At 68.4% G+C, this 13,312-nt stretch carries 15 protein-coding genes; 7 read left to right on the plus strand and 8 right to left on the minus strand.

The features are described from left to right. Positions 1-56 precede the first annotated feature (56 nt). Positions 57-1,025: a Dyp-type peroxidase gene (locus EV647_RS33200; RefSeq protein WP_134010017.1), complete on the minus strand. Its 969-nt coding sequence runs from the start codon at positions 1,023-1,025 to the stop codon at positions 57-59. Positions 1,026-1,221: 196 nt separating this feature from the next. Between EV647_RS33200 and EV647_RS33205 the strand changes: the two genes are divergently transcribed. Together EV647_RS33205 and EV647_RS33210 are read left to right on the plus strand one after the other, a co-directional pair. Then, entirely contained in the window at positions 1,222-2,193 is a 972-nt protein-coding gene (locus tag EV647_RS33205; protein WP_134010019.1) for a CPBP family intramembrane glutamic endopeptidase, read from the plus strand. Positions 2,194-2,237: 44 nt separating this feature from the next. Beyond that, the gene (locus tag EV647_RS33210; protein WP_134010021.1) at positions 2,238-2,954 is read left to right on the plus strand and encodes an HAD family hydrolase; all 717 of its coding nucleotides are present in this window, start codon (positions 2,238-2,240) and stop codon (positions 2,952-2,954) included. 106 nt (positions 2,955-3,060) lie between these two features. Here the strand turns inward: EV647_RS33210 and EV647_RS33215 are convergent, their stop codons facing one another. The 5 genes from EV647_RS33215 to EV647_RS33235 all read right to left on the minus strand — a co-directional run bounded on the left by EV647_RS33215 (position 3,061) and on the right by EV647_RS33235 (position 8,329). Next, complete coding sequence (locus tag EV647_RS33215; RefSeq protein WP_133789278.1) at positions 3,061-4,020, minus strand: RNA polymerase sigma factor RpoD/SigA; 960 nt, start codon at positions 4,018-4,020, stop codon at positions 3,061-3,063. A gap of 258 nt (positions 4,021-4,278) precedes the next feature. Beyond that, positions 4,279-6,396, minus strand: a complete 2,118-nt coding sequence (locus EV647_RS33220) for a S9 family peptidase (protein WP_134010023.1) — start codon at positions 6,394-6,396, stop codon at positions 4,279-4,281. A gap of 36 nt (positions 6,397-6,432) precedes the next feature. Continuing rightward, entirely contained in the window at positions 6,433-7,236 is an 804-nt protein-coding gene (locus EV647_RS33225) for an exodeoxyribonuclease III (protein ID WP_134010025.1), read from the minus strand. 10 nt (positions 7,237-7,246) lie between these two features. Beyond that, complete coding sequence (locus EV647_RS33230; RefSeq protein WP_134010027.1) at positions 7,247-7,711, minus strand: hypothetical protein; 465 nt, start codon at positions 7,709-7,711, stop codon at positions 7,247-7,249. A 6-nt stretch (positions 7,712-7,717) separates the two neighbouring features. Beyond that, on the minus strand, positions 7,718-8,329 hold the full coding sequence (locus EV647_RS33235; protein ID WP_134010029.1) for a TetR/AcrR family transcriptional regulator: 612 nt from the start codon (positions 8,327-8,329) through the stop codon (positions 7,718-7,720). Positions 8,330-8,403: 74 nt separating this feature from the next. Here EV647_RS33235 and EV647_RS33240 point away from each other — a divergent pair, with 74 nt between their 5' ends. The 5 genes from EV647_RS33240 to EV647_RS33260 are packed head-to-tail and all read left to right on the plus strand — an operon-like array spanning position 8,404 to position 12,295. Continuing rightward, the gene (locus EV647_RS33240) at positions 8,404-9,297 is read left to right on the plus strand and encodes an SDR family oxidoreductase (RefSeq protein ID WP_134010031.1); all 894 of its coding nucleotides are present in this window, start codon (positions 8,404-8,406) and stop codon (positions 9,295-9,297) included. A gap of 20 nt (positions 9,298-9,317) precedes the next feature. After that, positions 9,318-10,466 carry a trans-acting enoyl reductase family protein gene (locus EV647_RS33245; RefSeq protein WP_134010033.1) on the plus strand — a complete coding sequence of 383 codons (1,149 nt, stop codon included), beginning with the start codon at positions 9,318-9,320 and terminating at the stop codon, positions 10,464-10,466. Then, on the plus strand, positions 10,438-11,184 hold the full coding sequence (locus tag EV647_RS33250; protein ID WP_238177517.1) for an alpha/beta fold hydrolase: 747 nt from the start codon (positions 10,438-10,440) through the stop codon (positions 11,182-11,184). The genes EV647_RS33245 and EV647_RS33250 overlap by 29 nt, the downstream gene beginning before the upstream one ends. Further along, positions 11,181-11,567, plus strand: coding sequence for a YccF domain-containing protein (locus EV647_RS33255; protein WP_134010035.1), 387 nt, complete (start codon positions 11,181-11,183; stop codon positions 11,565-11,567). The genes EV647_RS33250 and EV647_RS33255 overlap by 4 nt, the downstream gene beginning before the upstream one ends. After that, a complete protein-coding gene (locus EV647_RS33260; protein ID WP_134010037.1) occupies positions 11,564-12,295 on the plus strand; it encodes an MBL fold metallo-hydrolase in 732 nt (243 codons plus the stop codon). The genes EV647_RS33255 and EV647_RS33260 overlap by 4 nt, the downstream gene beginning before the upstream one ends. Here the strand turns inward: EV647_RS33260 and EV647_RS33265 are convergent. Continuing rightward, entirely contained in the window at positions 12,292-12,735 is a 444-nt protein-coding gene (locus EV647_RS33265) for an SRPBCC domain-containing protein (protein ID WP_134010039.1), read from the minus strand. The genes EV647_RS33260 and EV647_RS33265 overlap by 4 nt on opposite strands. A gap of 9 nt (positions 12,736-12,744) precedes the next feature. Continuing rightward, complete coding sequence (locus tag EV647_RS33270; RefSeq protein ID WP_134010041.1) at positions 12,745-13,263, minus strand: hemerythrin domain-containing protein; 519 nt, start codon at positions 13,261-13,263, stop codon at positions 12,745-12,747. Positions 13,264-13,312: the final 49 nt, after the last annotated feature.

The following is a 13,312-nucleotide window of genomic DNA, read 5'->3' on the forward strand; positions in this document are numbered from 1 at the left end:
CACTCGCCACCCCGGGATCCGGCCCGTGCCGTCGTACAGACGCCGGCGGGTCGGTTTCAGGGCGCCGGGGGCAGGTCGTCCAGGAAGTCGGCGGGGGGTGTGAAGAACAGGCAGCCGGTGACCGCGGTGGAGAAGTCGAGGAGCCGGTCGTGGTTGCCCTCGGGAACCCCGATGAACATCCGCCGGAGCATCAGCTCGGTCACCGCCGGCGTCTTGGCGTACCCGATGAAGTAGGTGCCGAACTCCTGCGTGCCGACGGTGCCGAACGGCATGTTGTCGCGCAGGATCTGCAGTTCGTTGCCGTCGTCGTCCTCGATCACGTTGAGCACGATGTGCGCGTTGCCGGGCTTCTTGGCGTCGTCGAGCTCGATGTCGTCGAGCTTGGTCCGCCCGACGGCGAGCTCCTGCTGCTCGACGGTCAGCGCGTTCCACGCCTTCAGGTCGTGCAGGTACTTCTGCACGATCACGTAGCTGCCGCCGCGGAAGTCCGGGTCCTCGTCGCCGATCAGTACGGCGGCGTGCGCCTCGCCGCCGGTAGGGTTCTCGGTGCCGTCGACGAAGCCGAGCAGGTCGCGCATCTCGAAGTACTTGAAGCCGTGCACCTCGTCGACGACCGTCGCGGCGCCGTCGAGCACGGTCATGATCTGGCTGGCCAGCTCGAAGCACTGGTCCTGGTGCGCGGCCCGGATGTGGAAGAGCAGATCACCCGGCGTCGACGGCGCGTGGTGGGTGGCGCCCTTGAGCTCGACGAACGGATGCAACTCGCCCGGGCGCGGACCGCTGAACAAACGGTCCCAGACGTCCGAGCCGATGCTGGTGACACACGACAGGTTGCCGGCCGGCACGCGGAACCCGACCGAACGCACGAGACCGCTCAGCCGCTCCAGCAGGTCCCGGGTCCGGTCCTCGCCGCCCGGCTGCACCTGGACCACCAGGAAGATGGCCGAACCGCTCAACGGCATCAGCACGGACTGCGGCAACGCGTCCGTCTGCCGGTTCACCCCGAGCGTCGGTTCAGTAACCACCTTGTTCTCCCTCCGTCCAGTTGGCCCGATCTTCTAGAGTCCAGTTATGGACCCGCAACAGCCCGGACCGTCTCCGCAACCGGGCCCATACTCCCAGCCGGGGCAGCCCCCACCACCGCCGCCCCACTCTGGTCCATATCCCGAGCAATACCCACCGCCGTATCAACATCCGTACGGCGCTTATCCGTCGCCGTACGTGAACCACGAGCCGCGAACAGTCCCGGCGCCGGAAGGTACGCCGTACCACCGGCTCGCCCGTACGCCGAAACACGCCTGGTGGCGGCCCTTCGCCGGAACCATCCTGCTCGGCCTCTTCGGGTTCGTCCTGACCTCAGCCGTCGTGGTGATCTGGGTGATCGCGCACCGGGCGCTGGCCGGACCGTTCCCCACGCCCAGCGGTACGGACATCTTCCCGAGCGACACCGAGAACCTCGCCATGACCCTGGTGCTGCTCGGCATCCTGACGCCGCTCGTCGGCCTCGTCGCGTGGATGGTCCAACGCCGGCCGTTCTGGAGCGTCGCCTCGGTGCTGAACCGGATCCGCTGGCGCTGGCTCCTGTGGTGCTGCCTGCCGGCGTTCGGGTACATCGCGCTCTCGTTCGCGATGGGCGCGCTGGTCGACGCGGTGTTCCCGGCCGAGGACTCGATCGGGACGGCTGGCGGAGACTGGATCGGCTTCGGTGCGTTCGTCGTACCGGCGCTCGTGATCCTGCTCCTGGTGCCGTTCCAGTCGGCGGCCGAGGAGTTCGTGTTCCGCGGCTGGCTGATCCAGGCGGTCGGCGCGTACGGGCCGGACGACCCGAACGGGCGGGCGCGCTGGTTGCGGACGCTGTTCCGGTCGCCGTGGCCCGGGATCGTCGTCGGCGCCGCGGCCTTCGCGTCTGCCCACGGGTACCTGGGTTGGGCGATGGCCGACATCTTCCTGTTCGCGGTGGTGGTCGGCTGGCTGACCGTCCGGACCGGGGGACTGGAGGCCGCGATCGCTCTGCACGTGCTGAACAACCTGATCGCCTTCCTGTTGCCGGCGGCAACTGGCCGCGGGGATCAGTGGGACGTGCAGGGCAGCGGCCCGTGGACGCTGCTCGTCGCGGACATTCCTTGCCTGGCGTTCTACCTGATCGCCGTCACCTGGCTGGCCCGCCGGCAGGAGATCCGCCGCCTGAGCTGAAAAGCAGGCGAGAACTGTCGGTCGGTTCTGGCAGGCTTTGACGGGTGACGAACGCGAAGATCGAAGCCGTCCTGTTCGACTGGGGCGGCACGCTGGCAACCTGGCACGACATCTCTCTCCACGAGATGTGGAGGGCCGTGTCCGTGCTGCTCGATGAGGACAACGCAGACGAGCTGACGGCCCGCCTGGTGGCGGCCGAGAGCTCTGTCTGGCTGCGGTCGCGCGACGAGCACCGCAGCAGCACCCTGGAGGAGGTGTGCGCGCTCGCCGAGGTGGTGATGACACCCGCGGCGCTGGCGGAGTACGAGCGCCAGTGGGACCCGCACACCGAGCTGGAGCCGGACGCGATTGACACGCTGCAGGCGCTCCGGGACCGCGGTCTCAAGGTCGGTGTGCTGTCGAACACGATCTGGCCGCGTCGGCGGCACGAGGAGGTGTTCGCGCGCGACGGCGTACTCGACCTGCTCGACGGAGCGGTCTACACCAGCGAGATCGCGCACACCAAGCCGCACCCGGAGGCGTTCCTGGCCGCGATGCGGGCGGTCGGGGTGGACGAGCCGTCCCGGTGCCTGTTCGTCGGCGACCGGCTGTTCGACGACGTCTGGGGCGCGCAGAACGTCGGGATGCGAGCGGCGCACCTGCCGCACAGTGCGATCCCGATCGAGCAGATCGGCCACACGGAAGGTACGCCGGACGCGACAGTCCAGCGCCTCTCCGAGCTGCCCCCGCTGATCGACTCCTGGAACGAAGCAGCTGCTTAACGTCCGCGACGCGCTACGGCTAGCGACCGGCCACTTGGGCTGAGAACCGAAAGGACCCCCGAGCCAGATCGTGGCTCGGGGGTCCTGAGGGGTTTCGGGGTGGGTGTTACGCGGCCAGCGTCGGGTCTGCCATCAGGCGGAGGCGGCCCAGTGCCTCGCGCTCGATCTGGCGGACCCGCTCGGCCGAGATGCCGTGCACCGCGCCGATATCGGCCAGCTTGGCCTGGCGGCCGTCGTGCAGACCGTAGCGGCGCCGGATCACGTCCGCGGACCGCGGGTCGAGCTGGTCGACCAGACTGAACAGTCCCGAACGGTCCGACGCGTCGGCGACCAGCTGGTCCGGACCCGGCGCGGTCTCGGCCGCGATCAGGTCACCCAGCGAGGTCTCACCCTCGTCGTCGACCGGGCTGTTCAGGCTGATGTGGTCCCGGCCGATACGGATCAGTTCGGTGACCCGCTCCTCGTCCAGGTTCAGCTCGGCTGCGATCTCGTCCATCTCCGGCTCCCGCCCGAGCTTGCGCTCCAGCGTGCGCCGTGCGGACCCGATCTGGTTCAGCTGCTCCACCACGTGCACCGGCAGCCGGACCACCCGGGCCTGCTGCGCGATACCGCGGGTGATGGCCTGCCGCACCCACCAGGTCGCGTACGTCGAGAACTTGAAACCCTTCCGGTAGTCGAACTTCTCCACCGCGCGGATCAGTCCCGTGTTGCCTTCCTGGACCAGGTCCAGCAGCGGCATCTGGGACCGCCCGTAGCGGCGGGCGATCGACACCACGAGCCGGAGGTTGGCGGTCACGAACCGCTGCTGCGCGCGCCGGCCCTCTTCGGCCAGCCACTCCAGCTCCTCCTCCGTGGCATATTTGGGCGCTCCGCCCTTCTTACGTCCAACCCGCCCTTCGGCCAGCAGTTGCTCCGCCAGGAGTCCTGCCTCGACCGTCTCAGCGAGCTCGACTTCTTCCTCAGCCGTCAGCAAAGGAGTGCGAGCGATCTCCTCGAGGTAGAGACCGACGCTGTCCTTGCCGTCGATACCGTCGTCCGTGGACCGGACACGAGCCATGCGAGCCACCGAAACTCCCTTCGTCGTTACATGGAGAGCAACGCTCGAGTAGGGTTCAAGATTCCGGTACCAGTGTGTAAACACCCTGAAGGTTCCCTGAGAGTTCCCGGCAGCGAATTCGCCGTGGAAACCGGTGTCCCGGGGCGTTCGTGGCCTATTCGGCCCAACACTCCGGGACACAACCTGAGAATCCGTACAGAAATCCGGTGTTCCGGTGCCCCGGATGTGTTACACAACACACGTCCGGGGCCAGAAATTCCCGGCCTCTCAGCTCAATCCGAGGGTGTCCAGCTCCCAGGCGAGCGAGAACGCGACCTCGCGCCAGGCGTCGTACCGCCCGCTGCGGCCGCCGTGCCCGGCCTCCATCTCGGTCTTGAGCAGTACGTCGGTGTCGCCGGTCGCGGTCGCCCGGAGTTTCGCCACCCACTTCGCAGGCTCGACGAAGAACACCCGGGTGTCGTTCAGGCTGGTGATCGCCAGGATGCGCGGATAGTGCTGGGCGGTGACGTTTTCGTACGGCGAGTAGGACTTCATGTACTCGTAGACTTCCGCGTCCTCGAGCGGATTGCCCCATTCCTCCCACTCGATCACGGTGAGCGGCAGCGACGGGTCCAGAATCGTCGTCAGCGCGTCGACGAACGGGACTTCCGCGACGATTCCGCCGAACGCCTGCGGGGCCAGGTTCGCGACGGCGCCCATCAGCAGGCCGCCGGCACTGCCGCCCTGGGCGACGATCCGTTCCGGCCTGGTCCAGCCGGCCTGCACCAGATGTTCGGCGGCGGCGATGAAGTCGGTGAACGTGTTCCGCTTGGTGAGCATCTTCCCGTCGTCGTACCAGTGCCGGCCGAGCTCGCCGCCGCCGCGGACGTGCGCGATCGCGAACACCACGCCGCGGTCGAGCAGCGACAGCCGCGGGATCGAGAACCACGGGTCCATCGAGGACTCGTACGAGCCGTACCCGTACAGCACGACCGGAGCGTTCCCGTCCTGCGCGACGTCCTTGCGCGCGACCATCGAGATCGGCACCTTCGTGCCGTCGGGCGCCGTCGCCCACTCGCGGTACTGCGTGTAGTCGCTCAGGTCGACGCCTCCGAGCACGGGCTGCTGCTTGAGCAGGCGCCGCTCACCGGTCGCCACGTCCACGTCGTACGTCGAACCGGGGGTGACGAGGGACGTGTAGCCGAAGCGGTACCGGGTGTCGTGCCACTCGTCGTTGCGGCCGGGGGACACGGTGTAGATCGGCTCGTCGAACTCCAGTACTTCGGGATCGCCGAACCCGTCAGTACCGTCTTGGCTACGCCGCATGATCGCGAGCTCGGTGAGCGCGTTGCGGCGCCGGTACAGGATGACGTGGTCGGCGAACGCGTCCGCGCCGAGCAGACGGCTGGTCTCGTCGCCCTCGATCAGCGTCGTCCAGTCGCCGGGAGAGTCGAGCGGCGCGGAGGCCAGCGAGAAGTTGGCGGCGTCGGCGTTGTGCGTGATCAGCAGTTGGTCGCCGGCGTGCTCGACGTCGTACTCGACGCCCTCGCGGCGGGCCGCGACCACGACCGGGTCACCCGTCGGGTTCTGGGCGTCGAGCAGCCAGACCTCGCTGGTGAGCTTGCTGCCGAGAGCGATCATGATGGCCTGCTCATTGCGGGTCAGGTCGACTCCGACCCAGAACCGCTCGTCGGGCTCCTCCATGACCAACACGTCGTCGGTCTCACCGAGCGTGTGCCGCCAGACCTGGTACGGGCGCCAGGCGTCGTCGACCTTGGTGTAGAAGATCGTCGAGCCGTCGGCGGACCAGGCCGAGCCGTAGTGCACCTCGGGCAGCTCGTCCGGCAGGAGCTCACCGGTGTCGAGGTCCTTGATCCGCAGCGTGAACCGCTCGTCGCCCTTGAGGTCGACGGAGTACGCCAGCAGGCGGCCGTCGGGGGACACGTCGACGGTGCCGAGTGAGAAGAACTCGGAGTCGCCGGCCACCTCGTTGCCGTCCAGCATGACCTCTTCGCCGGCGATCTCGCCGTCGGTGGCCGGCGGCTGGTCGCCGTCCACCTTGACCCGGCAGTGCAGCGAGTACTGCCGGCCCTCGATCGTGCGCGAGTAGTACCAGTACCCGCCGCGCCGGGCCGGAACGCTCAGGTCGGTCTGCAGCGTCCGGTCCGAGATCTCCTTGAAGATTGCCTCACGCAACGATTCCAGGTGCGCGGTCCGCGCCTCGGTGTACGCGTTCTCGGCCCGCAGGTACCCCAGCACCTCGTCGTCGCTCTTGTCCCGCAACCACTCGTACTCGTCGACGAACACATCACCGTGATGCACCCGCTCAACCGGCTTCCGGGCAGCAACCGGCGGTGTGCCAAAAGATGTGCCAGAAGATGTGACAGAAGAAGAATTCTCGGACATGCCGCGAGACTACCTGCGACGTCGGACAGCGGTCACTCAGAGGTTGTACGTCGCGACGACCGGGGCGTGGTCGCTCCAGCGTTCGGCGTAGGTGGGGGCTCGGTGGATGACGCAGGTGGTGGCGGAGGCGGCGAGGTCGGGGGAGGCGATCTGGTAGTCGATGCGCCAGCCGGCGTCGTTGTCGAAGGCCTTGCCGCGCCAGGACCACCACGAGTAGGGGCCGGGGCCGTCACCGCCGAAGCGGCGGCCCAGATCTACCCAGCCGGCCTCGAAGAGACGGTCCATCCACGCGCGTTCCTCGGGCAGGAAGCCGCTCTTCTTGCGGTTCGCCTTCCAGGCCTTCAGGTCTTCCTCGCGGTGCGCGATGTTGAGGTCGCCGCACATCAGCACGTGCCGCCCGTCCGCCCGCAGTTCGGCCAGCCGGGCGGTGATCGCGTCCAGGAACGCGTACTTCTCCTCCTGCCGCGGCGGGGTCTCGAACTCGCCGGTGAACACGTACGTGCTGACCGCGGTCAACGTCGTACCGTCGTCCAGCACTACGTCCGCCTCGACCCAGCGCCCGGTCCCGGTGAACCGCTCGGGACCGATCTCGCCGCGCTCGTCCTTGATCGGCCGCCGGCTCGCGACCGCGACACCCGCGCGTCCCTTGTGCCCGTCGATCGCCGGCTCGGCGTGCGCGATGTTCCAGTCGCCTCCGAGGAGCTCCCGCAGTACGTCGTCCGACGCGCGAACTTCCTGCATCAGCAACAGGTCCGGGTCCGTGCTCTCCAGCCACGGCGCCATCCCGCGCCGGAAGGCGGCCCTGATCCCGTTCACATTCACCGTGGCAACCGTCAGCACGGCGGAAACCCTACCCCTCGGTGTGCCCCGGCTTGACCACCATCAACACCAGGACGATCAGCCAGAGCAGTCCGAAGATCCCGCTCGTCATCGACAGCAACTTCGCCTTCGAAAGCAGCCCGCTCCGCACCTCGGCCGGCTGGTCGGCGACCGCGAGTACGGCGGACTGCGCCGGCACGACCAGGAACGCGAGGACGAGTGCGGCGGCCAGCGTCAGGACGATCGAGACGATCAGCCACGCCTCGTCCATCACCTGCATGCCACCGGCGACCGCGAACCCGAAGACCGGTACGGCGAGGCCCGCCCACGCGTACACCCGCGTGATCCGGTGCAGTACCTGGAGACCGCCCGCGTCCGGAGTTTCGGCGCCGAGCATGCGCCGCGCGATCGGCGGGAACATGCTGGCCGCGACGGTGACCGGACCGACGCAGAGGATCGCGGCAAGAACATGAACCGTCAGGAAGAACTTGGTCATTCACACTCACTCGGAGGTCGTCGTGAGGCTGGTTGTCGACAGGATGGCGTCCAGGGACTGCGCGCACAGATGCTCGAGGGCTTCCGGCGAGACGGTCGGGTCGTCGATCCACACCAGCAGGGTCTGTTCGACGTAACCCTGCCAGCCGTGACACGCGAGCTCGACGACGGGGGTGATCTCGATGCCACGCTCGGCGACGGCGCTGATCACCCACTGGCTGAAGACCCGGCGCAGGTCGGAGTGCAGCGCCCTGACGTCGGGGTCCCCGGCGGCCGACATCAGCAGCGTCGCCCGGTACAGCTGAGGAGCTTCGAGTACGGCGCGGACGAACGCGCGGATCCCGGCACGCAGCTGCTCGTCGGGCGGCAGCGACGGATCCGGGGCGGTGCGCAGCATGACCTCGGCCGCGGCTTCCTCGATGACGGCGTACTGGAACTTCTTCTTCGAGCCGAAGTAGTGGAACAGGAGAGCGGGGGAGACGCCGGCCTCGGCGGCGACGAGCTCGACCGTGAGCTCGCGGTGCGGGTCCGCGAGCAGCACCCGGCGCGCGGCCGCGAGGATCTGCGCACGCCGCTCGTCGGGCCGCAACCGGGCACCGGAGGAAGAGGTCTGGCTCACGGGAACAGTCTATTGAGTAATCGGTCAACAAGCACTTACTGTTGAGTATCCACTCAACAAGCTGGAGGTCCCAGATGCGTCCGTTGGCCGGTCAAGTCGTGCTCATCACCGGCGCCTCTCGGGGGATCGGCGCCGCGGTCGCCCGGAAGCTGGCGCAGGACGGCGTGAAGCTCGCGCTGGTCGGCCTGGAGCCGGACGAGCTGAAGAAGGTCGCGGAGGACTGCGGCCCGGAGGCCGGCTGGTGGGAGGCGGACGTCACCGACACCGATTCGCTGCGGACCGCGGTCGAGGCGATCGCCGAGCGCTACGGCCGGATCGACGTCGTGATGGCGAACGCCGGGATCGCCGCGCCGGGCTTCAGCCGGAGCATGGACCCGAAGGTCTGGGAGCGCGTACTGGACGTCGACCTGCTCGGCGTCTGGCGCACTGTCCACTTGACCCTGCCGTATCTGCTGGAGAGCAAGGGCTACCTGCTGCTCGTCTCGTCCCTCGCCGCGATCGTCCATATCCCGGGGCTGGCGTCGTACAACGTGTCCAAGGCCGGGGTCGAGGCGATGGGCGACACGCTGCGGGCCGAGCTGAAGCATCTCGGCGTACGGGTCGGCGTCGCGCACATGACGTTCGTCGACACCGACATGGTGCGCGGGGTCGACGCGCACCCGGTGTTCGGCAAGGCCCGGACCGGGATCCCGGGAGTGGGCAAGACGTACTCGCTGGAGTTCGCGGTGGGCAAGTTCGTCGAGGGCATCAGAAGGCGCTCCCGCACCGTTCACGTCCCGGGCTGGATCGGCGCGCTGAAGGTGTTCCGCTGGGTGATCCCGCATGTCATCGAGGCCGGTTCGCGGTTCAGCGTGCCGAAGGCCGACGCGGCGGCGCTGGCCGATGTCCAGGCGCGCGGCGCCGAAGCGTCCTCGCGGCCGACGGGCGCCGGCGGGCTCGCGGACGCCGAGAAAGCGGCCCAGAAATGAGCGCAGAAATGAGCGCAGAAATGAGCGCAGAAACGGGTCGCGAGTACGACGTCGTCCTGCTGGGTGCGAGCGGGTTCACGGGAGCGCTCACCGCGGAGTACCTGGAGAAGAACGCGCCGGACGGCCTGCGCTGGGCCGTTGCCGGACGCAACAAACAGAAGCTCGAGCGGTTCGGCAGGGACATCGTGGTCGCGGACGTCACCGACCCGAACTCCTTGCGCGAGCTCGCCGAGTCCACCAAGGTCGTCGCCACCACGGTCGGCCCGTACGTCCGGTACGGCGAGGCGCTCGTCGCCGCCTGCGCCGAGGCAGGGACCGGGTACCTCGATCTGACCGGTGAGCAGGAGTTCATGGACCGGATGTACGTGCGCTACCACGAGCGCGCGACGCAGACCGGCGCGCGGATCATCCACGCGTGCGGCTTCGACTCGATCCCGTACGACCTCGGTGTGCAGTACACCGTCGAGCAACTGCCGCAGAATGTGCCCATCCAGGTGGACGGGCTGCTGCGCGCCGGTGGCCGGCCGTCCGGTGGGACGTTCCACACCGCGATCACCGCGTTCTCGCGGGCGAAACAGCACCTGGACGCGCATCGCCAGCGGCGCGCTGCCGAACCCATGCCGACGGACCGGAGGGCGCGAGCGGTTGCAGGGAAGCTCCACCGCCAGCAAGGGTTCTGGGCGGTTCCGTTGCCGACGATCGATCCGCAGATCGTCGGGTACTCGGGCCGGTTGCTCGACCGCTACGGGCCGGACTTCCGGTACTCGCACTACGCCGCGGTGAAGCATCTCCCGACTGTTGCCGCAGGCATCGGTGGGGTCGGTCTGCTGATCGCGGGCGCCCAGGTCCCGCCGGTCCGGAACGCGCTCCTGAAGCGGCTGCAGCCCGGTGACGGACCGAGTGCGGAACGCCGGGCGCGGTCGTGGTTCAACGTCCGGTTCGTCGGCCGTGGCGGTGGCAAGCAGGTGATCACCGAGGTCGCGGGCCGGGACCCCGGGTACGACGAGACCGCGAAGATGCTCGGGGAGAGCGCGGTGTGTCTGGCGCTCGACGATCTGCCGGAGACCGCCGGCCAGACTACGACGGCCGCGGCCATGGGACCCGCTCTGCGCGAGCGCCTGGTGAAAGCGGGGATGACCTTTGCCACCCTCGAAGTCGACAGCTACTAGCCGAGACGGCACCACCCTAGCCGTCTACAACTACGGCAACCACGGTCGCCCGGTGCTCGTCTGCGTGCACGGGTACCCGGACAACGCATCGCTCTGGGGCCCGGTGGCCGAGTTGCTTGCCGACGGCTTCCAGGTGGTCGCGTACGACGTCCGAGGCGCCGGCGATTCCGACCATCCGGCAAGCACCGCGGCGTACGCACTCGATCGCCTGCAGGAGGACTTCCAGGCAGTCATCGACCAGGTGTCACCCGACCGGCCGGTGCACGTGCTGGCTCACGACTGGGGCTCCATCCAGGCCTGGCACTTCGTGACTGCCCCGGATCTGCAACCCCACATCGCCTCCTTCACCTCCCATGGCTCGCGGAGCTCGGCTGGCGCAGGGGCTGGGCGCTCCGCGCGTTCAATCGCCTCGAGAAGCAACAGCCCGACGACAACCGCTCTCGGCGACTACCTGAACGGCATGAAGCTGTACCGCGCGAACGTCGTCCCACGGCTCCTCCGGCCGGCACAACGGCGTACCGACGTGCCCGTGCTTGCGGTGTCACCCGATGCCGACCCGTTCGTCACCACTCCGCTGCAGACCGACATCGCGCGCTGGGCCCCGAACCTCACGGTCAAGGTGATCAGGGGTGGCCACTGGATGCCCTGGAACGATCCCGGACTTGTCGCCCAGTTGGTGCTGGATCACACCGTCCAGGTGGCACGCTGGGGGACATGAAGACGCTCCTCAACCTGATCTGGCTGGTTCTGGCCGGGTTCTGGCTGGCGGTCGGCTACGCGATCGCCGGGATCATCTGTTGCGTGCTGATCGTCACGATCCCGTTCGGGATCGCGTCGTTCCGGATCGCGGCGTACACGCTGTGGCCGTTCGGGCGGACCATCGTGGACAAGCGCAGCGCCGGGGCGGGCGCGCTGCTCGGCAACCTGATCTGGATCGTCGTCGCGGGCTGGTGGCTGGCGCTCGGCCACCTGACCACCGCTATCGCGTTGTGCCTGACGGTTGTCGGCATCCCGCTCGGGGTCGCGAACTTCAAGCTGATCCCGGTCTCGCTGGTGCCGCTCGGCAAGCACATCGTGCCGACGAACCAGCCGTTCGCGTGAGGTCGCTGACCGTCCTGGGTTCCTGCGGCGCCTGGCCGGAGGCGGACAGGGCCTGCGCGGGATTCCTGCTGGAGTACGACGGTTTCCGGGTCGTCCTCGATCTCGGGTACGCCGCCCTGCCGCGGCTGCTCGAACATTGTCCGAAGGGCGAGGTCGACGCGATCGTCGTCACGCACCAGCACCCGGACCACTGTGTCGACGTGAGCGGCCTGGCCCGGGTGCGGTACTACGAGGCGCCTGACGCACCACCGGTCCCGCTGCACTGCCCGCCCGGCGTTCTCGACGTACTGCGAGCGCTCGAGCCGCACCCGGACCCGGCCGACGTCTTCGCCGTCCACGACCTGGCGTGGACGACGCGGATCGGGCCGTTCGAGGTGCTGACGGTGGAACTCCCGCATTACAAGACGAATCTCGGCGTACGGCTCACCGCGCCAGGGGTGTCGGTCGCGTATACGGGGGACAGCGGCCCATCGCCCGACCTGGCGCGATTGGCCGAGGGAACCGATCTCTTCATCTCAGATGCGACGCTTCAAGGCCCGTCACCGCAGACCCAGCCCCGTTACGTGATGACGGCTACCGAAGCGGCCGAGGGCGCTCGAGGAGCATCGAGGCTGTTGCTGACGCACTTCTGGCCGGGCTCGGATCGATCAGTGTCCGTGGCAGAGGCCAAGCGAGTCTTCGCGGGCGAAGTGATCGCGGCCGAGGAAGGCCTGACCGTCCAGCTCTAGCGAGGACGGTTGGCGGCGTACTCGGCGAACCGGCCGAGCGCGTACGGCCACACCTGCTCGAAGTTCTTCCGGTACTCGGCGCCGGCCTCGCCGTGCCGCTCCCAGCCGCGATGGGCGACGGTCACTGTCGACCCGTCGAAGGTGACCTCCACCTCCGTCGCGTCCTCGGCACGAGGGACAGGCACCCTGTCCGGACCGATCTGCCAGCTGAACACGAGCCGGCGACCCGGTTCCCACCTCAGCACGCGGCCCCAGTCCCATTGCAGGCCGTGCGGACCGAGCTCGTACAAGACTCCGTCGAGGAGGCCCATGTCGGTCAGCAGGTCGGCACCCGACCAGGAGAACTCCGGCGGCCACCATCGACCGAACTCGTCGGTGAAGATCTCGAAGGCCGCCTCGGGTGGGACCGTCAGGTTCGCCACGGCGGTGAGTTCGCGCACGGGCGCAGCCTAGTTCTGCTGTTCGGCCGCGACGACCTTCCGTACGTTGGCGATGTCGCCGCAGCCGGACTCGATCAGCCGGGCGCGCTCTTCGGCGAACGAGTCCCCGAGCCTGCGGCGGACACCTTCGTCGACGTCCGTCCGCGCCGGGTTCAGGACGTCTCGCTCCTCCTCGTCGAGGTGGTGGGTGAGCGCCTCGGACAGCTCGTGCAGCTTCTCGCTGAACTCCTCGCTGCCGGTGTCGTCGACCTCCATCAGGGCGAGCAGCGCGTCGTTGCCCTCGGCATGCTCGTGTTCGGAGTGCTCGACCTCGTCGGCGTCGATCGCGTCCTTGCGCCGCAGCGCCGGGTAAACCTTGGACTCCTCGGCCTCGGCGTGCGCGATCAGAACGGTGGCGAGGTCGGCGAGCACCGCCGCACGATCGCTGCGCACATCACGCAGTTCGCGCAGCGCCTCCTCGAACCACCTGTGGTCGGCGAGGATGATCTCGACCACGTCACCACCCGCTGCCGGAAGGATCTTCGGCATCCGTCGTCTCCTTTCTCGGATGCCTGCCGGTACCCGGATACCCTGCGAC

The organism is Kribbella sp. VKM Ac-2566 (assembly GCF_004366005.1).
Classification (GTDB): domain Bacteria; phylum Actinomycetota; class Actinomycetes; order Propionibacteriales; family Kribbellaceae; genus Kribbella; species Kribbella pratensis.